Source organism: Sodalis sp. RH20, assembly GCF_047324205.1.
Taxonomy (GTDB): domain Bacteria; phylum Pseudomonadota; class Gammaproteobacteria; order Enterobacterales; family Enterobacteriaceae; genus Acerihabitans.
Genome location: NZ_CP178733.1, coordinates 87,481 through 112,076 on the forward strand (window position 1 = coordinate 87,481; position 24,596 = coordinate 112,076).

The 24,596-nt window shown below is 58.9% G+C and carries 17 protein-coding genes; 5 read left to right on the forward strand and 12 right to left on the reverse strand.

Annotated features, from left to right (window positions below; translation table 11 throughout):
- Positions 1–954: 954 nt before the first annotated feature.
- Positions 955–2,106 (reverse strand): lactaldehyde reductase, encoded by a 1,152-nt coding sequence (fucO, locus tag ACL2XM_RS00430; protein ID WP_413721278.1) that lies wholly within the window; start codon positions 2,104–2,106, stop codon positions 955–957.
- A 491-nt stretch (positions 2,107–2,597) separates the two neighbouring features.
- Here fucO and treA point away from each other — a divergent pair, with 491 nt between their 5' ends.
- Positions 2,598–4,250: an alpha,alpha-trehalase TreA gene (treA, locus tag ACL2XM_RS00435; protein WP_413732078.1), complete on the forward strand. Its 1,653-nt coding sequence runs from the start codon at positions 2,598–2,600 to the stop codon at positions 4,248–4,250.
- A gap of 66 nt (positions 4,251–4,316) precedes the next feature.
- On the opposite strand, the gene ACL2XM_RS00440 is transcribed toward treA, so the two are convergent.
- Together ACL2XM_RS00440 and ACL2XM_RS00445 are read right to left on the reverse strand one after the other, a co-directional pair.
- The gene (locus ACL2XM_RS00440) at positions 4,317–5,120 is read right to left on the reverse strand and encodes an SDR family oxidoreductase (protein ID WP_413732079.1); all 804 of its coding nucleotides are present in this window, start codon (positions 5,118–5,120) and stop codon (positions 4,317–4,319) included.
- A 27-nt stretch (positions 5,121–5,147) separates the two neighbouring features.
- Positions 5,148–5,969, reverse strand: a complete 822-nt coding sequence (locus ACL2XM_RS00445) for an alpha/beta fold hydrolase (protein WP_413727792.1) — start codon at positions 5,967–5,969, stop codon at positions 5,148–5,150.
- 127 nt (positions 5,970–6,096) lie between these two features.
- Between ACL2XM_RS00445 and ACL2XM_RS00450 the strand changes: the two genes are divergently transcribed.
- From ACL2XM_RS00450 to ompC, 3 genes are all read left to right on the forward strand, one after another.
- Entirely contained in the window at positions 6,097–6,747 is a 651-nt protein-coding gene (locus tag ACL2XM_RS00450; protein ID WP_413732080.1) for a TetR/AcrR family transcriptional regulator, read from the forward strand.
- Between the two features lie 326 nt (positions 6,748–7,073).
- The gene (locus ACL2XM_RS00455) at positions 7,074–8,639 is read left to right on the forward strand and encodes an MFS transporter (protein ID WP_410013825.1); all 1,566 of its coding nucleotides are present in this window, start codon (positions 7,074–7,076) and stop codon (positions 8,637–8,639) included.
- A gap of 124 nt (positions 8,640–8,763) precedes the next feature.
- The gene (ompC, locus tag ACL2XM_RS00460; protein ID WP_410013826.1) at positions 8,764–9,852 is read left to right on the forward strand and encodes a porin OmpC; all 1,089 of its coding nucleotides are present in this window, start codon (positions 8,764–8,766) and stop codon (positions 9,850–9,852) included.
- 91 nt (positions 9,853–9,943) lie between these two features.
- Here the strand turns inward: ompC and ACL2XM_RS00465 are convergent, their stop codons facing one another.
- The 3 genes from ACL2XM_RS00465 to ACL2XM_RS00475 are packed head-to-tail and all read right to left on the reverse strand — an operon-like array spanning position 9,944 to position 14,107.
- Positions 9,944–11,356 (reverse strand): efflux transporter outer membrane subunit, encoded by a 1,413-nt coding sequence (locus ACL2XM_RS00465; protein ID WP_413732082.1) that lies wholly within the window; start codon positions 11,354–11,356, stop codon positions 9,944–9,946.
- Entirely contained in the window at positions 11,356–12,465 is a 1,110-nt protein-coding gene (locus ACL2XM_RS00470) for an HlyD family secretion protein (RefSeq protein WP_410013828.1), read from the reverse strand. Before ACL2XM_RS00470 ends, ACL2XM_RS00465 begins: the two co-directional genes overlap by 1 nt.
- A gap of 10 nt (positions 12,466–12,475) precedes the next feature.
- On the reverse strand, positions 12,476–14,107 hold the full coding sequence (locus tag ACL2XM_RS00475; RefSeq protein ID WP_410013829.1) for an MFS transporter: 1,632 nt from the start codon (positions 14,105–14,107) through the stop codon (positions 12,476–12,478).
- Between the two features lie 374 nt (positions 14,108–14,481).
- On the opposite strand from ACL2XM_RS00475, the gene ACL2XM_RS00480 reads away from it, so the two are divergent.
- Positions 14,482–16,638, forward strand: coding sequence for a putative bifunctional diguanylate cyclase/phosphodiesterase (locus ACL2XM_RS00480; RefSeq protein ID WP_413729576.1), 2,157 nt, complete (start codon positions 14,482–14,484; stop codon positions 16,636–16,638).
- A 47-nt stretch (positions 16,639–16,685) separates the two neighbouring features.
- On the opposite strand, the gene ACL2XM_RS00485 is transcribed toward ACL2XM_RS00480, so the two are convergent.
- The 6 genes from ACL2XM_RS00485 to ACL2XM_RS00510 form a co-directional block, all read right to left on the reverse strand.
- On the reverse strand, positions 16,686–18,539 hold the full coding sequence (locus tag ACL2XM_RS00485; RefSeq protein WP_413732084.1) for a hypothetical protein: 1,854 nt from the start codon (positions 18,537–18,539) through the stop codon (positions 16,686–16,688).
- A 207-nt stretch (positions 18,540–18,746) separates the two neighbouring features.
- Positions 18,747–19,883 (reverse strand): ROK family protein, encoded by a 1,137-nt coding sequence (locus tag ACL2XM_RS00490; RefSeq protein WP_413732086.1) that lies wholly within the window; start codon positions 19,881–19,883, stop codon positions 18,747–18,749.
- A gap of 72 nt (positions 19,884–19,955) precedes the next feature.
- Positions 19,956–21,113: an N-acetylglucosamine-6-phosphate deacetylase gene (locus ACL2XM_RS00495; protein ID WP_413732087.1), complete on the reverse strand. Its 1,158-nt coding sequence runs from the start codon at positions 21,111–21,113 to the stop codon at positions 19,956–19,958.
- Positions 21,106–21,879, reverse strand: coding sequence for a glucosamine-6-phosphate deaminase (locus ACL2XM_RS00500; RefSeq protein WP_413721271.1), 774 nt, complete (start codon positions 21,877–21,879; stop codon positions 21,106–21,108). The genes ACL2XM_RS00495 and ACL2XM_RS00500 overlap by 8 nt, the downstream gene beginning before the upstream one ends.
- A gap of 10 nt (positions 21,880–21,889) precedes the next feature.
- Positions 21,890–23,419 (reverse strand): sodium:solute symporter family protein, encoded by a 1,530-nt coding sequence (locus tag ACL2XM_RS00505; RefSeq protein ID WP_410013835.1) that lies wholly within the window; start codon positions 23,417–23,419, stop codon positions 21,890–21,892.
- A 249-nt stretch (positions 23,420–23,668) separates the two neighbouring features.
- A complete protein-coding gene (locus ACL2XM_RS00510; RefSeq protein ID WP_410013836.1) occupies positions 23,669–24,547 on the reverse strand; it encodes a nitrilase family protein in 879 nt (292 codons plus the stop codon).
- Between the last annotated feature and the right edge of the window lie 49 nt (positions 24,548–24,596).

Below are 24,596 nucleotides of genomic sequence, written 5' to 3' on the forward strand. Positions count from 1 at the left end.
CTCGGGCGGGCGGGAAAACCACGCCCGATTCGACCCCATTGGCACGGTCTCCCTTTAACACGTCTGCGTTGAATTCAGTGTTGGCGGGCATACCGCGCCATGGGGCCTCGGTCGGGCGGGAAAACCACGCCCGATTCGACCCCATTGGCACGGTCTCCCTTTAACACGTCTGCTTTGAGATGGGTGTTGGCGGGCATACCGCGCCATGGGGCCTCGGTCGGGCGGGGAAACCACGCCCGATTCGACCCCATCGGCACGCTCTCCCTTGAACACGTCTGCGTTGAGTTCGGCGTTGGCGGGCATACCGCGCCATGGGGCCTCGGTCGGGCGGGAAAAGCACGCCCGATTCAACCCCATTGGCACGGTCTCCCTTTAACACGTCTGCGTTGAGTTCGGTGTTGGCGGGCCTACCGTGCCATGGGGCGCTCGGTCGGGCGGGAAAAGCACGCCCGATTCGACCCCATCGGCACGCTCTCCCTTGAACACGTCTGCGTTGAGTTCGGCGTTGGCGGGCATACCGCGCCATGGGGCCTCGGTCGGGCGGAAAAGCACGCCCGATTCGACCCCATCGGCACGCTCTCCCTTGAACATGTTTGCTTTGAGATGGGTGTTGGCGGGCATACCGCGCCATGGGGCGCTCGGTCGGGCGGGAAAAGCACGCCCGATTCGACCCCATTGGCACGCTCTCCCTTGAACACGGCTGCTTTGAGATGAGTGTTGGCGGGCATACCGTGCCATGAGGCCTCGGTCGGGCGGGAAAAGCACGCCCGATTCGACCCCATCGGCACGCTCTCCCTTGAACACGTCTGCGTTGAGTTCGGCGTTGGCGGGCATACCGTGCCATGGGGCCTCGGTCGGGCGGAAAAGCACGCCCGATTCGACCCCATCGGCACGGTCTCCCTTGAACACGTCTGCATTGAGCCCGGTGTTGGTGGGCGGCGGTTTCAGGCGCGGTTAGAAAATCGCTTGATACAGTTGTTCAATATCGGCAATCGAGGCGGCGCGGGGATTGCCGCCGGTGCAAACATCCGCGAAGGCCGCTTTGGCCAGTTGCGCGATATCTTCTTTTTTCACGCCCAGATCCCGCAGCGACGCGGGAATGCCCACATCATGACACAGCTGTTTGACCGCATTGATGGCGGCGGCGCGCGCCTGGGCGATATCCATGGTCTTCGCTGCTTCAACGCCCATCGCCACGGCGATATGGCGGAATTTTTCCCCGGTGTGCGCCGCGTTATAGGCCATGATGGTGGGCAGCAGTACCGCGTTCGCCACTCCATGCGGCGTATCATAAAACGCGCCCAGCGGATGTGCCATGCCATGCACCAGCCCAAGGCCGACATTGGAAAATCCCATGCCGGCGACATATTGACCCAGCGCCATATCCTCTACGCCACGCGCGTTGCCTTGTACGGAATCACGCAGGGACCGCGCAATGATTTCTATGGCCTTGAGATGGAACATATCGGTGAGTTCCCACGCCGCGAGGGTGGTATAGCCTTCTATGGCATGGGTCAGGGCGTCAATGCCGGTGGCGGCTTTCAGGCTGGCGGGCATGCTGGCCATCATATCGGGGTCGATAATCGCCACCAGCGGAATATCATGCGGATCAACACAGACAAATTTGCGCCGGTTTTCCCGATCGGTGATAACATAATTGATGGTGACCTCGGCGGCGGTGCCGGCGGTGGTGGGCACCGCCAGGATCGGCACACAGGGTTTTTTGGTGGCCGCGACGCCTTCCAGGCTGCGGACATCGGCAAATTCGGGATTATTGATGATAATGCCGATGGCCTTGCAGGTATCCTGCGGCGACCCGCCGCCAATGGCTATCAGATAATCCGCCCCGGCGGCCTTAAAAGCGGCAACGCCTTTATGGACTATCTCTATGGTGGGGTTCGCCACCACCTCATCATAAATCTGGAAGGGCAGTCCGGCATGTTTAAGGAGATCGGTTACGCGGGTGGCCACTTCAAAGCGGATGAGATCTTTATCGGTAACCACCAGGGCTTTGTGGTAGCCGCGGGTGCGCGCTTCGTCAATGATATGGGTGATGGCGCCTTTACCGAAATAAGAGGTTTGATTAAGGATCATTCTATTAGCCATAATAAATAACCTTTGTTATAGCGGAGGGTAAGTTAATATTTTCACCTGCGGTCGTGGACGACAAGTGTTATTAAATGCTTCACTTCACATTAACGGTGAATTAAAAAAAGCATCAGGAATAATGAAATATTTTTCACCTGGAAATATATTGGCTTTGTTATTAATGCTAAATGCCGGGAGCGAATGTAATTATCCTGTTATTGGCGCGGAAAGGGTGTTCCCGCGCGCGCGCGGCGGCCGGTTTACGCGGCGGTGGACGCCTGGGCGTTACGATAATTCCGAATATGGCCGTGAAACGGGCTAACCAGCTAATTTCACCGGCTAATTTGCCTCCCCGGCCCCAGCTTATGGCGTGAGTGGCTATAGTTATAAATCAGCTACGGGTTATGCTAAGGCTGACCGTGGCCAGTTTAGCCGGATGGCGTATAAAAATGGAGAGTTAACCTATGATTACACGCTCTTTCAGGTGGGCCTGGAGAAGATTTCTAACCATGGGCATGTCGCTGGGTACCGCGTCAGGCCGGGTTTTTTCAACGGCGCTGGCAAAAAAAAATAAATATAATATCAACGTACGCCAGGGACCGGATGCCTTACTGGGGCAGTTGTACATCGATGTGCAGACGGCAAAATTATTTTCCGATCAGAAGACCTTTGCCGATGCGGTGCCGCGCCGTACCCCGGCGGCCATATTATCCGATTATCAGGCGAAAAAGCGGCGCAAGAACTTCAAGTTGCGGACGTTTGTCGAGAAAAATTTTATATTCCCCACCGACCGGGTGAAATATGTGCCGCCTAACGGGCAAACCCTGCGCGAGCATATCACCACCCTGTGGCCGGTGCTGACCCGCAATACCTCCACCGTGAGGCCCTATGATTCGCTGCTGCCGCTGCCGAAGGACTACGTCGTGCCGGGCGGACGCTTTCGCGAAGTCTATTATTGGGACAGTTATTTTACCATGCTCGGCCTGGCCGAATGCGATAAGTGGGAGCTGGTGGTGGATATGACCGATAATTTCTCCCATGAAATCGATACCTATGGGCGCATTCCCAACGGTAACCGCAGTTATTACCTGAGCCGCTCGCAGCCGCCGTTTTTTGCCCTGATGGTGGATTTGCTGGCGAGCAGGGAAGGGGACGGCATCTATCAAAACTATTTGCCGCAGCTGAAAAAAGAATACCAGTACTGGATGGAGGGAGGCGACGCGCTGGAGAACGGCGCCGCCGCCGAACGGGTGGTGCGCATGAAAGACGGCGCGCTGCTTAACCGTTATTGGGATGATCTGGATACGCCGCGCACCGAGTCCTATATGGACGATATCGTGACCGCCAGCGAGGCCACGGATCGCCCGGCGGGGGAAGTATACCGGGACCTGCGGGCTGGGGCGGCATCGGGGTGGGATTTCAGCTCGCGCTGGTTCGATGATCCGCTGGCGCTGTCGTCTATCCGCACGACGTCCATCCTGCCGGTGGATCTGAACGCGCTGCTCTTCCATCTGGAGCAGACGCTCGCCAAGGCCAGCCTGCTGAGCGGCAACCATGATGCCGCCAGCTATTACAGCCAGCGGGCGGAGCGCCGTAAGCAGGCGATTAACCTGCACCTGTGGAACGAGGAGGGCGGGTATTACGCCGACTTCGACTGGCGCCAGGATAAGCTGCGCGATCAGCTGACCGCCGCCATGGTTTTCCCCTTGTATAACAAGGTAGCGCCGCTGGAGCGCGCCACCCGCACCGCCCAGACGATACGCGATCAGCTGCTCAAACAGGGCGGGCTGATTACCACCACCAATGTTTCCGGCCAGCAATGGGACGCGCCGAACGGCTGGGCGCCGCTGCAATGGGTCGCGGTGGAGGGGTTGCGCAATTATGGTCTGGAAGAGCTGGCGGAAGATATTGCCACCCGTTTCCTGGGCAACGTGCAGCGGCTGTTCAACAATCAGCATAAGCTGGTGGAGAAATACGTGGTGGAAGGCAGCGGCCTCGGCGGAGGCGGGGGCGGCGAGTATCCGCTGCAGGACGGTTTTGGCTGGACCAACGGCGTCACCCTTAAGCTGCTGGATATGTATAACGACAAGATGCCGGACTATACGGATACCGCCAGCCAGGCTGAGGCCACGCTGGAACCGGCCGCCGCCGTCGGCGCCTGATAACGCCCGGTTCCCTGCAAGCCGGCGGGGAAGGTGGCGCGACCGAAGCGCCGCCTTGGGGTTTTTTCAGATCTGATTGTCCCAGGCCGCCAGTTGTTGAGCTTTCAGCATATCCTCCACCGCCTGGGGCACCACGTTACGGAATTTTCCGTTGTCGGCGGGGACGATTTCAATCATGCGATCAATCATTTCCCGCGCATCGAGATGGCCAAATGGCGATGCCAGCGCCTCGTCGAACTGCGCGCGCAGGTCGGCTCGCCGGGTAATATTGTTCGTGTCGTCGAGCCAGCGGAAGGCCGTATCGGCCATGGTCTCGTTAAAACCGGTATAATAGGCGCCTGGATTGATGGTCTGGACTTTGATGCCGTGCGCGGCCAATTCCTGCTGCATCGCCTCGGCAATGGATTCCAGCGCATGCTTGGTCGAAGCGTAAACGCCCCAATTGGCGGGTGAGAACAGCCCGCTCATCGATGAGGTGAAGACAACCTTTGCGTGCTTGTTCTGCCTGATCCACTTTTTGACGAAGCTTTGCGTCAGCGCGAGCGGAAGAAAAACGTTGACCTCGTAGTTATGGCGAACGAGATCGAGCGGAATTTCGAAAACCGGACCGCCCTCGCCCATGCCTGCATTATTCCAAAGCACGTCGATGTCGAAGCTTTGGGCGTAGGCCATGTCATGCGCGTCGAGGAGATCAAGCTTTTCCACCCGCAGATTGGCTAGTCCCAGAGCCTTGGCTTTTTCGCGCAACGGCGTTACCTGCGGCGAGCATTGCACGGTGGCGATAACCTGGTGGCCGTTGCGCGCCAAGCCGATGGCGGCCGCTTCGCCGAAACCGGAGCCGGCGCCGGTAATAAGAATGGTCTTGTACATATTATGAGGTCCTTACTTTGCAGGTGGTTAGGGTTGTGACGCTTGTCTGACGCGCGCCGAGATGGCGTTTTTGGGCAATGCTGAAATAAAGGTTCTGATCAATGCGGCGATTTCCCCGGGCGATTCCAGGGGGGATAGATGTCCGGTGCCCGCCAGCACGCGCATCCTGGCCTGGGGGATACGCGGTAGCAGTTCCGTCTCGAGCGTGGAGACGCTGTCGACCCGATCGCATTCACCCGCAATGACCAGGACCGGCACCGTAATCGCGCTTACCGCGGCCGAAATGTCCTCTTGGCTGGAGTGGCGCGGCCAGGCGATTTTTGCCGCCGCGCCGCCGCGCAGACTGTCTTCGATAACCTGACGCCGCTGGCCTTCGGTGAGAGGCTTTGCCGTAAGCACCTGGTCGATGGTGGCGGCAACCGAGGCCGCGGACGCGTACGCCGCCTCCATGCCGACGAGCATCTCGGGCGGCAACCCGAGCGGCGTGGGTGGCGAAGGAGCGACCAGCACCAGCCCGGCCAGTCCCTCCGGCTGGCGCGACGCGATCAATTGAGCGATCTTACCGCCCATGGAGTGCCCAACCAGCACGAAATCCGACAAACCACGCGCCCTGATCACCCGTTCAACGTCATCGGCGAAATCGGTCAGCGCATAATTCTCCCGCGGCGCATCCGACAAACCCCAACCGCGCAAATCGACGGCGAGGGTGCGCCAGGCGTTTGCCAGGGCGGCGATGACGTGGCGCCAGGTTCGGGACGACCCGCCCCAATAATGCAGGAAGATAAGCGTCGGGTCACTTTTGCCCTGTTCCTCGACATGGATATAGATCTCCCCGTTTACGGCTGTCATGGCGTCTCCCGTCTGGATGTTCAAGAAAGCGTTTTGCCCGCATACGTACCGGTTTGACGTAGGGCGTGGTCATCCTTAGTGAAATCTGCTAATATCCAACATCTGTCACTTTTTGTAAATCTAACATATGTCTGATTTTGATGCAAGTCCCCCCAAGGAAAAACGAACGCGCCGTCCCGTGCAGGAACGGTCGCTGGAACGCATGACCCGGGTCATCGAGGCGGCGGAGCGCATGCTCGAGCAACTGGGCCCGGAAAAAACCTCGATCCCCGCCCTTGCTGCCCTGGCGGAAGTACCTAGGGCCAGCATCTATCCCTTCTTTCCTGATAAGTACGCACTGTTCGCGCATATCTCGCAGATCCATATGCGCCGCCTTGCCGACGCCATCGCGGATTCGGACGCCGCCCGCGCCCGTACGCTTAGCGCGTGGGTGCGCAGAGTGATAGATATTTGCGTGGAGTATTACAACGCCCATCCGGTGGCGAGCGTGCTGTTGCTGAATGGTTCTTTTAGCGATACCGACCGTGCCGCCCATGCCGTCAAGAACGCATCAATCGGACGCTTGTTGCGCGACACGGCCGCGCGCTTGGGCGAACTGCAGGCATTGCCGGCGTCGCCCGACGTTGCGACCCTCGCCGTTGAAATTGGCTTCGCTTGCCTGAAGTTCGGCTATGTCCAAGACGGCCGCATCAATAACGCGGTGCGAAACGAAGCCCTGCGGGCGGTCATGGCCTATCTGGACCGCTGGCGGGACGACGTTAAGTCCACGGGGAACTGACGGGCAGGGCGGCGGCGGTTCGCCGCCACATCCAGGCGGCGGGCAGGAACCCGGCGGCCTGGATGCCCGCGGAATAAAGGGCGCCGCGCCGCCGTTATTCCCATTGCCGTTAAATAAAATGATGTTTTATTAAAAATAAACTATTTTTTTATATCTTTGACCTCGATCGTTATTCTCTTCGTTTTTCTGCCACTGGACGCAACGTTCTGGCAACCGCAGAAAGGTTTTCATTGTTGGTTGGTTCTATCTTGAACCGCGTTATAACCGGCAGATTCAAGTGTTCTTCAACCTTTGTCTAACCAGATACAATCCTGGACATCACAGCAATGAAAATACGTTCCATAGGTTTACCGCAATACCTGGCTTATGGCTCCGGCGATTTCCTGGGCGCGGGCACCACCGCCCTGACCGCCGCCTGGCTGCTTTATTTCTACACCACGTTTTGCGGCCTCTCGCCCATCGAGGCCACCTTTATCTTTGCCTGCGCCCGGGTGCTGGACGCCGTGGTCAGCCCGCTGATGGGCTACCTGACCGATAACTTCGGCGGCACCTGGCTGGGCAAGCGTTTCGGCCGCCGTAAGTTTTTTATCCTGCTCGGCATTCCCTGCGTGTTCAGCTACTGCCTGATGTGGGTCGGCGGCATGGGCTACGGTTATTACCTGCTGACCTATCTGCTGTTCGACGTGGTCTACACCATGATCCTGGTGCCCTACGAAACCCTGGTGCCGGAAATGACCGACGATTTTAAACAAAAATCCAAGTTCTCCGGCGCGCGCATCGCCCTGGCGCAGCTGTCCGCCATCCTGGCCGCCTTTTTGCCCGGCATCCTGCTGTCGCATTTCGGCAAGGACAACGCCATTTCCTTTTTCTACGCCAGCGTGGTGTTCGCGGTGATCTGCGCGCTGGTGCTGACCCTGGTCTACCTGTTTACCTGGGAGCGGCCGGCGGCGCTGAAATCGGAGGCGGTATTAAAGCTTGAGCGTGAAAAACAGCAGCTGACCCTGGGACAAAGCCTGCGGCGCCTGCATATCGAACTGTCCTCCACGCTGCGCGTGCGCATCTTTCGCCAGCATCTGGGCCTGTACCTCGGCGGCTACATCGCCCAGGACGTGTTCAACGCGGTGTTTACCTATTATGTGGTGTTCGTGCTGATGCAAAGCGCCACCGTGGCCTCCAACCTGATGGGGGTGATGGCGATCCTGCAGTTCGTGGCGGTGATCGGCATGATCCCGCTGTGCATCCGCTTCGGACCGGCGCCGTCCTACCGGCTGGTGGTCACCCTGTTCGGCCTGAGCGCGCTCTCCTACGGCGTGCTGTACTACGCCGGCCTGAGCGACACGTTCTCGCTGCTGCTGCTGGTATCGGCCGTGGCCGGCCTTGGCCGGGGCGGCATCAACTATGTGCCCTGGAATATCTACACCTATATCGCCGATGTGGACGAGGCGATCACCGCCCAGCGGCGCGAGGGCATCTTCGCCGGCATCATGACGCTGACGCGCAAGGCGTCCCAGGCCGGGGCGGTAATGCTGGTGGGGGTGTTCCTGCAGCTGTCGGGGTTCGTTTCCGGGCAGAAAGTGCAGTTGCCGCAGGTAAGCCACGCCATCCTGGCCATCCTGTGCATCGGCACGGTGCTGGTGCTGACCGCGGGTTTCATTATTTCCCTGCGCTTTAAGCTGAACCTGAAAACCCACCGCATCCTGCAGCTGGAAACGCAGAAAATGCGCGCGGCCAATCATCCGCTGCCGCAGCAGATCACGCCGGAGGCACGGGCCACCGTGGAGACGCTGACCGGCATGAAATACGAATCGCTGTGGGGCAATAACAACATCGGCTACCTTAACCGCCATAAAGGTGCGCCGGAAAAAGCCGTACCGCAGGAGCATGCCGTTTAAACGCTGAAAAAGAAAAGCCATAAACAATAATTGGCCGCACCGGCCAAGGGATAAATATGGACGTAACACAGCAATTCACTATTTGAATTTTATTTTAAATTAATTAATTGAGGGTTGGAATAAAATGAAATCTTCTGTTCTGTGGTGGGTTTTACCGTTGGTTTTTATTGCCGGCAACGGCAACGCGGCCGAGATTGTCAATAAAGACGGCAACAAGCTCGATCTGTATGGCAAGGTCGATACGCTGCATATGTTTAGCGATAATCCGGGCATCGATGGCGATCAAACCTATTTCCGTTTTGGCTTTCGCGGCCAGACCGAGATTAATTCGTCCCTGACGGGTTACGGCCAGTGGGAATACCAGGTCAACGCCAACCAGGCGGAAAGCAGCACCAGCACCAGCGTCACCCGCCTCGGGTTCGCCGGCCTGCGCACCCAGCAGTACGGGTCGGTGGATTACGGGCGTAACTTCGGGGTGCTGTACGATCTGGGCGCCTGGACCGATGTGATCCCCGAATTTGGCGGCGACGCTTACGGCATTGACAATTTTATGTTTAAACGCACCAGCAACCTGCTGACCTATCGCAATAACGTCCTGATCGACGGCCTGAAGCTCACCGCCCAGTACCAGGGCAAGAACGGCAGCGCCACCGAAACCAATAACGGCCGCGATGCCCTGCGCCAGAACGGCGAAGGCTACGGCGCGGCGCTGATTTATGACTTTGGCGCGGGTATCAGCGCCGGCGCTACGTTTGCCACGTCCGATCGAACCGAGGGACAAAATAACCTGGCCTACGGCCATGGCGATAAAGCCGACGCCTATCGCGGTGCCCTGAAATATGACGCCCACCAGATCTACCTGGCGGCCACCTATACCGAAACCTATAACGCGACGCCGTTCGGCAGCAGCAGCCACAGCGTGTATGGTTTTGCCAACCGGGCCCAGGTGGTGGAACTGTTGGCGCAATATCAATTCACCAACGGCCTGGCGCCGATCGTCAGTTATTTGCAAACCCGCAGTAAGGATATCGAAGGCTATGGTAATCAGGATACGCTGAAATACCTGGCCGTCGGCGGCGCTTATTTCTTCAATAAACGCATGTCCACGGACGTTATCTACAAAGTCAATTTACTGAAAAATAACGACTTCACCAAAAACAGCGGTATCAATACCGACGATGTGCTGGCGGTGGCGCTGATTTATTATTTCTGATTAATCAGTTAGGCGTTGGCCCAAAGCGATGGGCCAACGCCGCGCGCGCCCCGAGTCTTCCCTCAGGCGGCGAACCGCATTCACTTCTGCCCTAGCGCGGCTCCAGGTTATCGCCGTCCACCCGCCAGCCGCCCCCAAGGGAACGGTAAAGATCAATTTGCGCCAGCAGCACGTTGTTGCGCAACTGTATTACGCTGACCTGGGTGGCGAACAGGGTACGCTGGGCATCCAGTTCTTCCAGGTAAGACGCGTAGCCGTTGCGGTAGCGATTATGGGCGATGCGCAACGCCTCGCTGACCACGTCCTCCTGCCGCCGGGTTTCCGTCAGCTGTTCCTCTAGCCGCGTGATGGCGTCCAGACTATTGTTCACTTCGCTGAACGCCGATCGCACCACTTTTTCGTAATTGTAGAGGGCCTGGTTGCGGGTGGCGGCGCTGATATCCACCTGGGCGTTCAGGGCCTCGCGGTTGAGCAGCGGCGCCAGTACGCTGCCGCCGATGCTCCACAGCCGGAAAGGATTATCGATAAGCTTTTCCAGGGCATTGTCCTGCAGGGTGCCGGAGGCGGTCAGGTTAAGCGAGGGCAGCAAAGCGGCGCGGGCGGAGCTTAGCGTCGCGTCGGCGGCAATCAGCTGCCGTTCGGCCTGGATGATATCGGGACGCCGTCGCATCAGCTCCGAGGGCAGCAGGGTGGGCAAGGGCAGGGGGCGCAGCCGGCCGGCATCGTCGCCGCGCGGGATGGCGCCGGGATTAGCGCCCAAGAGAATGCTTAGCGCGTTTTCCTGTTCCGTTATCTGATGCGACAGCTGCGGTATCTGGGCGCTGGCGGCCTGGTATTCCGCCTGCGCCTGCACGTATTCCAGCCGCGATGAATAGCCGGTTTCAAACTGCCTGCGCGCCAGTTTCAGCGAATTGCGCCGTGATTCCAGGGTGGCGCGGGTTAACGCCAGTTGCCGGTCCAGCGCGTACAGCGTCAGATATCCCGAGGCGACGGACGAGGCCACCGTCAGCATGGCCGCCGCCGCCGCGGCCTGCTGCGCTTCCAGGCTTGCGCGCGCGGCGGCGGCGGTAGCGGACCGCCGTCCCCAGAGATCTACGTCATAACCCGCCTGCAGCGTGCCCTGGTAGACCGTGCTATAGACCGGCAGGCCGGTGGCCGACGACAGCACCCGGGCGCGGGTGCCGTCGACGCCGGCGTCCAGCGACGGCAGGCGATCGCCGTTGGCCGCGCGCAGCCGGGCGCGATATTCGTCAACCCGGGCGCGGGCGGTGAGGATATCGGTATTATTGCGCAGAGCCTGTTCAACCAGCCGGCTTAATACCGGATCGTTAAATTCCCGCCACCAGCGCGCCTCCACCGGCGCCGCCGGGCCCACCTTTTCGCGCCACTGCGCCGGGATAAGCAGGCTTGACTGCGCCGCCGGCTCGCGCCCAGGGTGGCAGGCGCACAGCAGCAGGAGCAGGCAGGGCGCGGATAAACGCAGCAGGAGGGGTTTCGCCGGCATCAGCGTACCTCGCCTTGCTGGTTTTCGGCATTCAGGGTATTGATGCTGACTTCCACCGACATGCCGGGACGCAACCGCCGGTAAAGAGGGCCATCATCGTGGATTTTTATCCGCACCGGGATGCGCTGGGCGATTTTGACAAAGTTGCCGGTGGCGTTATCCGCCGTAATGGCGCTGAATTCCGACCCGGCGGCGGGCGAAATATTTTCCACCTCGCCGCTAAGGCTGGCGTAGTCCAGCGCATCCACCCGGATACTGACCGGTTGTCCCAGCCGGATGGCGGCCATTTGCGTTTCCTTCATATTGGCGATCACCCACATCTGCTCGGGCACCAGCGACGTCAGGTGGGTGCCGGCGCTGACATACGCGCCCTGCCTGACCGAGATCTGGCCCAATTGCCCATCGCGCGGCGCGACAATGCGGGTATTGGCCAAATCAATCTGCGCCAGTTCCAGCGCCGCCTGCGAGCTGGCGACATCGGCCTCCAGCGACGCGCGGTTGACGATGACCGTCTGCAAATCCTGCCGGGACATCTCCAGCGCCGCCGTGGCCTGGGCGATATCCGCCCTGGCCTGGCTGTAGCTGGCGCGCGAGGCGTCGCGCTCGCGCACGGATAACGAGCCGTCGGACATCAGGTCCTCGACGCGCTTTAAATCCAGGCGCGCTTTTTCCGCCTGCGCCTGGGCGTTGACCACCGCCGCCTGGTTGCGCGCAATCGCCGCCTCGCTGCTGCGCCGTTGCTGAATATTATTGGCCAGCGCGGCCCGTTTCATATCCCGCTGCGCCATGGCCTGATGCACCCGTTGCCGGTAAATGCGCTCGTCAATGGTCATCAGGAGATCGCCTTTGCGCACCCAGGCAAAATCCTGTACCGCGACCTGGGTGATATAGCCGCTGAGCTGCGGGCTGATGACGGTAACCTGGCCGCGAACATACGCATTGTCCGTGGTCTGCACCTGGCGGGTAAACGGCGGCAACTGCCAGGCGTAGAGGATGACCAGCACGCCGACAATGGCGATCGCCACCGCCACCAGGGTGGTCAGGATACGGGCATAGCTGCTTTTTTCCTTTTCCGGCGCCGTGGCCGGGCCGTCGGGTTGCTGACTCATTGTTGCTCCATTAATGGTTAACCTGGCGCCGGGCCTGCATCCGCAGCCGGAACAGTCGCCATAAAATCCAGACCAGCGTTGCCAGCGCAATGGCCGCGGTCAGCATATACACATCGTTATAGGCCAGCGTATTGGCTTCCCGGGTGGCGACGGCCTGTAATTGCGCCAGTCCCTGCGCGCTTAACAAATCGCTGTCGTTAAGCACGCCGCCATAGGCGGCGCTATAGCTGCCGACCCGCTCGGCCACCAGGGGATTTTGCAGGCTTAGCTGCTCTGCTATCTGGCTGGAATGAAACTTTTCGCGTATGACCTGGAATGTGCCGAGCAGCGCTGATCCCAGCAGCCCGCCCAGGTTCTGGCTCATGCCGAACAGCACTGAAAAGCTCACCAGGTTGCGCGGCTCGGCCACCACGCCGCCGATGCCGGCCAGCAGCGCCGGGGCCAGGAAAAAGGCGCTGCTGAAACCGAGTAAAAACTGGCTGATATACAGATTATCCGGTCGCGTCAGGCTGTTGGACTGCGCGTCCATCAGCGAGGCGAAGGTCATCAACACGAGAGCGATAATAATAGGGCGGCTGAGATTTTTGGGATTAATCGTCAGGGCGCTGATGACGATGCCGGCCACAATACCCGCCAGGATCGCCAGGGACAAACCGCGCATCTGATCGTTGAGCAGGCCGATTTGCTGCAGGTAGCCGATGGCGCCAGTGTTTTGCTCGGCCAGCACGATACGGATCAGCAACATGATAAGCCCAAGGCGCACGATACTGCCGCTGCTGAGCCAGCGGATATTCAGCAACGGATTGCGGCGGTTGCGTTCCACCAGGATGGCGCCGGTAATCAGCGCTACGGCCAGCGCCAGCGAAACGCCAATCCAGGGCGCGGATAACCACCAGTCGATGCGGCCAAGGGAAAGCACCGCGCAGATAAGCCCCATGCCGGGCGCCAGCAGTATAAACGTCAGAAAGTCTTTTTTCTCAAACACCTTGATGCGATCGCTGGGCGGCAGCTTAAGCAACAGCACGCCGCCGAGCGACAGCAGGGCCAGCCCCAGCTCGAACAGATAAAGGCCACGCCATTCATTAAGGGCCAGCAGTTCCGAGGAGAACAGCCGCGCCAGCGGAATCGCCACCTGCGACGCTCCGATGCCGATGGTCAGGCCCTTCAGGCGGTGCCTGGCCGGAAAAGCCTGAATTTGGTAGTAAATCGACAGCGAACTCAGCGCCGCGCCCACCATGCCGTGCGCGGCGCGCACCATGATGGCGGAATTAAGATCGTTCACAAACAGGTGAAAAAACGCCACTAAGACATACAGCACCAAAAAGGCTTCGGTAAATACCCGCAGGCCATACTGCTGGCGAAATTTCACCAAGAGCAGGTTTATCGACACATTGGTCATCAGATAAACCGCCGGCAGCCAGGCAATCTCGTTGGAGTAAGCGCCAAAAGTGCCTTGCAGGTTGCTCAGGTTGGCCGTCACCAACGCATTGCCCAGCCCGCCGGTAATTGAAACCAGCACGCCGACGATGCCGTACGCAATGCGTTTTGGCACGGGGTGCAGCGGGGTCGAGGGCGAACCGGGAAGCGCGGGCTTCTCATGCGGCAGCCATTCGCGCGGGGCGTAGGGATCTTTTTTTGCCATGGTCCTCCGGCCGCGTTGTGAATGATTGAGAGTAAACAACAAAATTTCTTATCATTAGATAGCAAATTAAACCTAGCATGACATATTGGCGGTTCCTAGCGGGCTGGCATGATTTTCTTCATTTCGGGGTGTTTTTCGTGAAGCCGTCTAATACCGCGGCATTGAGTCATTTGCGCCGCATTCCGCCGGCGCTGTCTATACTTAACAAGAAAAATAGGCGCGAAATGGTGTGGTATCTGACGAATCGGAGCGAGCCGTCACAACGCTTACGCGACAATGACTCAAGCGTTGCCTTCATCATGCCGATATAACCCTGATGCATGAAATAATTTATTTTTTAATTATTATTTTTGACGTGATTCGCAGAGGCACACATGAATGATTCGCCGTCGGATAGGGAAGAGGAAAAGCGTCTTGCCGTGCTGGAAGAATATGGCATCCATTCCACATTATCGGAAATAGGCTTTAACCGGTTAGTACACCTTACCGCCAATATTTTTAAAGTGCCTGTTGTGCTCATTTCGCTGATCGAAGCCGAACGCCAGCTGTTTGCCGCCAGTATCGGCATCGCCTCCTGCGAAACGCCGCGCGATATCTCGTTTTGCGCCCACGTCATTCGCCGGCACGATATCATGGTGATTCCGGATACCCATAAGGATCCGCAGTTCCGGGATAATCCTCTGGTGACCGGGGAGCCTTTTATCCGTTTTTACGCCGGTATTCCGTTACGCAATCAGGATGGGGTCGCCCTCGGCACGCTGTGTATTATCGACCGCGTGCCCCGGCCGGGGCTGAGCGCGGGCGATAGGCAAAATATGCACGACCTGGCCGCGCTGGTTATGGACCGGCTGGAAATGCGCCGTCTGGAACGCGCGCGCAACGCCAGCCAGTTTCGTTTCGAAAATATTGCCCATACGTCCCCCGACGCCATTGTCTGCGCCGACGATAAAGGCATCATCACCTTTTGGAACGCGGCGGCGGGCAAACTGTTGGGGTATAGCAGCGAACAGATTATCGGATGCAACGTCAGCGTGCTGGTGCCGGACGGCCTGGTCGGCCGTCTGCAGCGCCTGGCCGGCGCCGGCGACGGCACACAGCGCGGCAGCACCCTGGAACTGAAAGTGCGCTCCGCCGACGGCGTCTGGATCCCGGTGGAACTGTCCGCGTCTTCGTGGGTGGACCACGATCGCGTCACCTTTGGCGCCATCCTGCGCGATATCACCGAACGGCGCCGCAACGAAGAGCGCTTGTTCCAACTGGCGCATATGGATCACCTTACCGGGCTGGCCAACCGTACCCTGCTGGGCTTATGTCTTGAGCAAACCCTTAGGGACGAGGACGCCGCCATCATCATGCTGGTGGACCTGGACGGCTTTAAGGACGTTAACGATAACCTGGGCCATGCGGGCGGGGACGCGGTGCTGGTGGACGTGGGTTTCAAGCTGCAAAACTGCGTGCGCTCGGGCGACGTGGTCGCGCGTATGGGCGGCGACGAATTCGCCCTGTTGCTTCCCGGACTGTCCGATGCCAAGAGGGCGGCGGAAATCGCCGATCATATCATTGATGAAATCAACAAGATTGTCACCATCGACGGCCAGCCGGTCAATATCGGCGCCAGCGTCGGCATTGTGCTGTATCCCGTCCACGGTCTGACCATCCAGGAACTGCTGACCAGCGCCGATTTGGCGCTTTACCAGGCCAAGGCCGACGGCCGCCACTGCCGCCGTTTTTTTACCCGGGAGCTGCGTGAATTATCACAGGCCAAGCGCTCTTACCAGGGGGAACTGGGCAGGGCATACGATCGGGATGAATTCGAACTGTTTTACCAGCCGCAGGTGAGGCTGGCCGATAACGCCATCGTCGGCGCGGAAGCCCTGCTGCGCTGGCGCCATCCGGAGAAGGGGTTGCTGGGTCCGGCGGTATTTATTCCGGCGCTGGAGTCCGGTCCCTGGGCCGAGCGCGTCGGAGAATGGGTGATCAGGACCGCCTGCCGCCAGGCGGCGGCCTGGCGCGATCGGGGCGTAACCGAGTTTCGCATGGGCGTGAATCTGTTCAGCGCCCAGTTCAGGACCGGCACGCTGGCGCAACAGGTACGCGCCATCCTGCAGGAAACCGGCTTACCCCCGCAGGCGCTGGAATTGGAAATTACGGAAAATATCATCCTGCGCCACGATGAACATATGCTGAAGCCGCTAAGGGAACTGCGCGCGTACGGCGTCGGCATCGCTTTTGACGACTACGGCACCGGCTATGCTTCTCTGAGCATGCTGAAACATTACCCGGTGACCCGCCTGAAGGTGGACCAAACCTTTGTGCGCGCCATGGTGGATTCTCCCCCCGACGCCGCCATCGTCCGCGCTATCCTGTACCTGGGCAGCAGCTTTAAGCTGGAGGTGATCGCCGAGGGCGTGGAAACGCTTGAACAATGCGAACGCCTGAAGAAAAAAGGCTGCCTGGAAGCGCAGGGTTTTCTGTTCGGCAAACCGATGCCGGCCGATGATTTCGCCGAACGCCTGGGACTGGTGCGCTGAGGTGACGTCAAAAGCGCGCGTGTTTGCTGGCGCAGGGCATAAGGACGTTAAGCCTTTATATCTCGATAATAAGGCAGGCTGTCTTGCAGGGTCTGGGTATCGTTTTTCAGATGCGTCAGCAGTAAGTGCGTTAAGCTGAAAATCCGCCAATGATTGTCGAGACCGGTGGGGGGATTTCCGCTGCTATGCGCATGTAACCGCGTGTCCGGCCGGGATGGAGGGTACAGTTCACGGTTGTAAAGCGTGCAAAGCCGGCAAAAATAGCATTGATGAGCGGTGTTGTAGTCTATTGTCTCTGATGCGTTGACATGAAAATGCATGGCGGGTGTTCCAGGACCTGAATGTTGCGCCAACTGCTGGCGCAGCCGGAAATCGAGCGACAGCATATCGGCGAATTCGGATTTTATACGGTTTATCTGTGATTCTATATTCAGCATTTTGCCTAAAGCAGGGTTAATGCGCGGCATGTCGCTTCCGGCCATCACCACTTTCGGGTCGATAGTTAAGGCTGCTGTAATGTCCTCCCATGAAATGTTTTTCATGGGCGGGTCACCTGGGTTGTCGGCGGTTATCGCATGATGCGCCAGACTGTCGAGCAGGGTATCATTATCCTTTTTCAGCATTGATAACAGGGTATGGGTTAATTTAAAAACCCCAGAGTTTAAATCGCGATGGCGGTCATGATATTCTGTCGCGGAAGTGCAAGGCTGTGGATTGCGCTTCAATCCTTGGAAAAAATTATTGTAATGCGTCCAGAACACGCAAATATTGCATTTGTCGGGATGTTGCATATCGGCATCCTGGAGAGTGAATGTATGCACGTGGCCATCAGCGTGGGCGGTCAACGGGGACTTCCCCATTAGCCGGCGAAGACCGGTATTTTGCGCCAGCGTCTTATTTAATTCTTCGAGCAGCTTAATGATATGGTCTTTTATCTGCCATGTTTTTTCCAGATATGACGGGCTAATGGTGAGGACCTCATAGAGATGCGCTGCAACATCCGGACTGGGGCGGGTTGCAGTTTTGTTTGCCGTTTCCTGCGAGTCAGGTAGGCCCGCAATGCGAACCCCGGCAAGGGAACGGATAACGTCGAGCAGTTTATCGCTGTCTTCTCTGATGAGGTGATGCAGTACGGATGCGAGTGTTAAAAGAACGGTGTCGCTATTTTGGCGTTGGCCGTCCTGATCTAGGTTAAGCACGCCCGATTGCGCCTTTGCGGTTTCCATTGCGGTCAGTAATTGATGGTAGGTAGCCCAAAGCGCGCATATCTGGCATTGATGAGGCGTGGCGGAATGTGCTGACGTAATCTCACTGGCGTGCAGATGATGTTCTTGTCTGTGTGCCTGCGCCTCATCTGCTAGCTGAATCAGTCTGCGTAATTGGCCATTGCGTAAAATCTCCTTGGCTAATTTTTCTTTTATCGTTCCTAATTCCTGCTTAACCGGCCAGATATCCTCCTGGTTTTTTGTTTGCAGCGGATTTATAGGGAGGGTACGCCCTGCGGGCAGAGCGCTATCGGCAGGACAATAGCGAGGCGGAGCGCCTGAATCTGGCGGTTGGCGATTGTTAATCGCCACCAGTCCGCCAGAGAAGGTATTGCCTTCAATCCTATGCCTTTTGACGGGGGGGCGATTGACTTGAGAATCGTTTTCCGCTCTGGCTGTGGCCGGCCTGCCGTTTTTACGGATAGGGATAAGGGCTGGCAGCTCTCTTCGTGGATTGTGTATTTTCCACGGCATCGTATTTTCAAATAATGGCCCCTTGGCAAGTAATGACCGTCCGGCGATGGTTTTATTATATTCTTCGATATCCCGATGTTTAACGACACCGGAAATAAAACCAAGGGACGAGGATATTCCTCTCATCGAAAATTCTACCTTTTCGTAGCGGTAAAAACGCATCAGCTATTTATTTGATAAATAGTATATGCTAATTATTTTTGGGGATTATTAAAGTACCGGTCTATCACAAAATTGATACATCCCCATTATATTGACTGCCGCATCTTAAATAACTGAAGCTATACCAATTAACAATGAACATTAAACCCGTTGCCTTGCCGCACCGGCGGTTAATCCGGTGTTGCTTTGCGGCGGCGCGTACCGCCGCTACAAATTAATGCGCTCGAAGCGTTGGATCATGGCCAGCGCCAGTCCCTGGGCCGGGTCATAGCTATGGGAGAGAAAGCGGATTTGCGTATGGCCGTAGGCAAAAGAGAGGGTGGTACGGCGCGCCGTGGCCAATACCTGTTCGGTAAACAGCGACGAGGCATTATAGGCGCAGTCGATAAGCAGGGTGCGCGGGTTGACCAGATGGATAATCTGGCTGAGCGCCTTGCCGAGCAATTCGCCCGCCCGGCCGATAACCTGTTCCACTACCTGCGGCGCCGCCGCGCGATTGGCCCACTGCAGCCCCGGCTGCAGCTGATCCAGCTGCGCGTTAATGGCCCTGAGTGCGATTAACGATTCCAGGCAGCCGCGTTGTCCGCAGGTGCAAAGCGGCCCGTCGGCGGCGACGTTCAGGTGCCCGACTTCGCCCGCGGTCCAGCTGCCGCCATAATAAACGCCCTGTTCGGTCAGCAGCGCGCCGCCGATGCCCTCGGCGATCCGCAGGTAAAAACCGGGTTCGGCTCCCGGCTGCCGGGTGCCTTGCTGGCGCGATACCAGCGCCGCCGCCTTGACGATATTCATCACGCCGACCGGTATCGGCACGGTTTCGCCCAGGGTCGCCAGGAGGTCGACCTGTTGCCAGCCCAGATGCGACGATACGTGCATCACGCCGGCAAGCGGATCGATAATACCGGGAAAGCCCACGCCGATGCCGATAAGCTCGGGATAACGCCGGTGCATCCATTGGACGATGCGCGTGATTTCCGCCAATACCGGGCCGGGGGCGACGGTATCGATAGCCAGCGTTTGCTGCTCGATGACCTCGGAAAAATAGTCATAGACCGCCCAGTGCAATTGCTGGCGCTCGACCATAATGCCCGCCGCCTTCATTTTATCCGGCAGCAGCGCAATATGGATTTTGGGGCGGCCGATGGCGTTGGATTGGGCCACGCCCAGTTCGGCAACGTAGCCCCGCGCGATAAAATCATCCACGATCAGCGAAATGGTATTTTTGCTTAACGACAGCGCGCGGGCAATATCCAGGCGCGAACTGACGCGCTGTTGCCGCAAGAAAGACAGGACATGCTTTTCATTGTACTGGCGCAGCAGCGCGGGTCCTTTTCCTGGCTCTTTCATAGGCTGGCTTACCCTAACCTCCGGCTGAATATCAGCGGGCATTATGGCATAACCATTGATGCCCGGAAAAACCTATTCATCCCGCCAGACGCATTCTCCCCGCTGATAAACGGCCAGCACGGACAATCCGCCGCGCCGGTCTTCGTCAAGCGCCACTGCGTCCAGCGGGGCGCCAACCGCCAGACCATGCCGCGTCGGCAGGTTAAGCAGCGCCGAGGGACGTACCGACGCCATCTCCCACGCCTCGCGGCGCGTGGCCAGGCCCAGGCGGAGCAGATTATTCACCCCGTACAGTAATGAGCGCGCCGATCCCGCCAGCAACCGCGGGTTATCGGCCATCGCCAGGCGCCCCGTGTCGCTCAGGATCACCTCGCCGCCGATATGCAGCCGGTAGCGTCCGGGCGGCATGCCGGCCAGGCTGGTGGCGTCGCTCACCAGGATGCCGCGTTCACCTTTGACGCGCATAAAAACCTTCATGACCGACGCCGGCAAATGTTCGCCGTCGCCAATCATGGCGCACCACAGCCGGTCCTGCGCCAGTTGCTCCCAGATATAGTTGGGGTGGCGCGGCAGCAGCAAATGCGCCCCGTTGCCCAAATGGGTGGACAGCGTGGCGCCGGCCTCGACCGCCGCGTCTATCTGTAACGCGTCGGCGGCGGTATGACCTAAGGCGACCACCACCCCGGCTTGCGCGCAGCGGCGGATAAATCCAGGGGCCTGCGGCCATTCGGGCGACAGGGTCAGCAGGCGTATATCGCCCTGCGCCGCGCGCTGGAAGCGTTGAAACAGCGTCCAGTCCGGTGCTTTGACAAAACGTTTGTCATGCGCGCCGCGTGGTCCGTCCTCGGGAGAAAGAAACGGCCCTTCCAGATGGATTCCGGCCACGCTTTGCCCGACCGGGGCAAAGCGCCGGCGGGCATTGGCAATCGCCGCCGCCATCCCGGCGATCTGCTCATCGCCGTTGGTGATGACCGTGGGCAGGAAGGTGGTGACGCCCTGTTGCCATAATTCCCGGGTGACCTCCAGTACCGCCTGTTCATCAATCGGGCAACGGTTAAAATCAACCCCCGCATAACCGTTGACCTGCAAATCCACCAAACCGGGCGCCAGGATGGGCAGGCTATCATCCTGCGGCAGCGGCCGTATTTCACGGATCAGCCCGCCGGCGGCGTGGATCTCGATGCTGGTTAACTCCCGGTAATCCCTGCCGCGGATACAAACCTTATCCATGCGTTAGCTCTCCATACGCGTCTACGTCGGTAAACAGTGAACAGGCGGGGTGGGTACGCAGAACGGTGGCGGGGCAGGCGGTGGTTACCGGCAACGCCAGCATGGCGCGCACCGCCGCGCGTTTGCTGCTGCCCGGCACCATGCAAAACAGGCGCGATGCCGCCATCAGGGTGGGCATGGTCAGGGTCAGCGCGTGGGTGGGAACCGCGTTTATCTCGCCGAAGCAGCCGTCGTTGACCTGCTGCTGGCGGCAGACCGGGTCCAGCGCCACCACTTTCATGACGGCGGGATCGTGAAAATCCGCCACCGGCGGATCGTTAAACGCCAGATGGCCGTTTTCTCCCACCCCCAGGCAAACCATATCCACCGGCGCGCGGCTAATCAGCGCGGCATATTCGCGGCACACACGGCCTGCGTCGCCCGTCGGGATCAGATGGACTTGCCCGGGGCGGACGATATCGAACAGATGCCGCTTAAGATAGTGGCTAAAGCGCTGCGGTGAATCGGCGGGCAGGCCGATATATTCATCCATATGAAACGCCGTCACCCGCGACCAGTCTATATCCCCGGCCGCCGCCAGGGTGGCCAGGAACTCATTTTGCGAAGGGGCGGCGGCAAAAATAATCCTGACGTTATCCTGGGCGCTCAGGCGGTTACGCAGGCAGGCGGCGGCGGCCTCGCCGGCGTGGCGTCCCATTTGCCGGCGATCGGCAAACACCTGGACGGATAAATTCTCGCACCGACGGTTCAGTAGCGGCAATGACATACCAAGCTCCTTAGTTTTGGCCGGATTCGGGTTTACGCAGGTTGTGGATGGGTTCGGCAGCCTGCGCCGTGCCCTGATCCTGGTTTAACGCGGCCAGCAGAATGTCCACCTGCGGGCTGACCGGACTACGCCGCAACATCCCCGCCAGCGTATAGACAATCAACGAGGTGAAGACCGGGATGGCGACGATTTGCGTGGTGCTCATGCCCGGCACGACGAATTTTACCGCGAAAAATGCCGCCACCCCGGCCGCCCATGAGGCAATGGCCGCCGTCGGGCCGCATTTTCTGAACCAGGGCAGCAGGCCGAGCAGCATGGGGATCGAGATGGGGCCGACCAGGCCGCCGAACCAGACGATAAGCAGGGTCAGCACGCCGCCGAACCGGCTGGCGTTAACCGCGATAAGCAGGGTGGTCAGGATAAACAGCACCACGGTTACCCGCGCCACCACCAGGGAAGACTGGCCGTTGCCGAACCGGCGCGGAAACAAAACCGGCAGGATATCGCGCGTGACCACGGCGGTAATGGCGTTGGAGTCCGATGAGGTCATCGACAGGGTATGGGTAAACATCGCCACCAGCACCAGACCTATCAGGCCGTTGGGTAAGAGCTGCATCGCCATGATGGAGTAGGATTGCGTCGGATCGGCGATATGGGGGAACAGTACCGGCGCCGCCCACATGGGATAAAACAGCACCAGCGGCCATACCAGGTACAACACCGAGGACAGCAGGGCGGCCTTGTGCGCGTCCCGCCCGCGGGGCGAGGCGATAAACCGCTGCGCCAGGTTCCAGGTGCCGCCGTTGTAGCTGAGGGTGTAGATGACAAAATAGGCCAGCATAAAGCCGAGCGTGTAGGGCTCGCGGATAATATCGGTATGGGCCGGCGGCAATTGGTTCCAGACGGTGAGCAGTTCGTGCGCGCCGCCCAGATGGGCCGCCACCGCCACCACCATCACGATGGCCGCGATAAACTGCACGATAAACTGGCCGAAGTCGTTGCAGGCATCGGCCCATAACCCGCCCATCACGGTATAAAACAGGCATAATGCGCCGGATATCGCGATGCCGTATACCGGCGCGAGCCCGGTGAAGACATTAATGATAATGGCGATGGCCGCCCACTTGGCGCCGACATCAAAGGTTTTCAGCAGCACGCCGCTCCAGGCCAGCAGCTGTTGCGTCGGCACATTGTAGCGCGTGGCGAGATATTCCATCGGCGATTCGATATGCATATGGATGCGCAGCCGCGCCCAGCGCGGGGCGAAAATAAACGAGCCGATAAACACCGCAATGGAAATGGGCAGCGCCCACCAGAAATAAATGGTGATGCCATAGCTGTAGGCCACCGCGGCGTAAGCCACGAACACCGCCGCGCTATAACCCGACATATGATGTGAAATGCCGGAAAGCCACCAGGGCATTTTACCGCCGGCGGCAAAAAAGTCCTTGGTGCTGCCCACTTTGCGCATGGCCCAAAGCGTGATCGCCACAATCATCAGCGCATACAGCGCCATGACCACATAATCTGTTCCGTTCATAGCTCACTCCGGTAGCGGGTGGGGTTAGCGCAACGAGGCAGCGTGACCGCCCAGCGCGACATATAATCCTTAATTAGGACTAATTGATTAAATTTTTATTTGGAATCTTCTCATTGATAGCTAGATTAATCCTAAATAATGACTAATTGACGTTAGCATAGCTTGAGAAGCCCGAAAGAGAGTTATATCACATTTATCTGCCGGCGCAGGAGGCGGGCCATAGGACTTTGATATGACCCGCCGCCGCGGCTAAAAATTGCCCGGTTGATGGGACGTTCCGAGCATCTGATCATACACATCGGTGCGGCGGTCGCGCAGCACCTGGTTAAAGGCGTTCCAGTTGCGATGACGTTTGGCATCGGCCAGGTTAATGGTCGCCATGATGATATCGGTATCCGTGGCACTGGCCGGTCCCGCCACCGGCCAGCCGGTATAGCCGACAATCAGGCTCTGGCCGATAAAAGGCTGATGGCGTTCCACGCCTACCCGATCCGCCGCCGCTACAAATACCGAATTGGTATGCGCCGCCGCCATGCAGATGATATTGGCCATGGCCTCGCGGTTGGGATCCTGGCCCGGGATCGGCACCCAATTGGTGGGGACGCAGACAATCTCGGCACCCTGCAATGCCGCCAGGCGGAAGCTTTCCGGAAACCAGCAGTCATAACAGATATGGCACCCCAAGGTGCCGATGCGGGTTTTGAATACCGGGAAACCCAGGTTGCCCGGCGCGAAATAAATAGCTTCATCCCCCCACAGATGCACTTTGCGATAGCGGCCGATAAACCCTTCCGGCCCGATGATAGCGGCGGCGTTATACAGCAGTTCGCCCTCGCGCTCGGTGATGCCGGCGACAATATACACCCCCAGCCTGCGGGCGCAGTCGATCCAGGCGCGGCAGGAAGGGCCGTCTGGCAGCGCTTCTCCCAGCGCGAAGGCTTCGTCGCGGGTGGCGAACACATAGCCGGTATTGCACAGCTCGGGCAACACCATCAGATTCGCCCCCCGCGCCGCCGCCTGTTCGATCATGGCGATGGAGGTGTTGACGTTGCGCACGGTCTCGCCAAAAACCGGCTCCATTTGCAAGCAGGCTACGGTGACTAAGGCTTCATTCGGTTTAGGCGCCATGGCGGCCTCCGGAGGATAATGTCGGTAACGAGGATCCCTGCTAATCGGC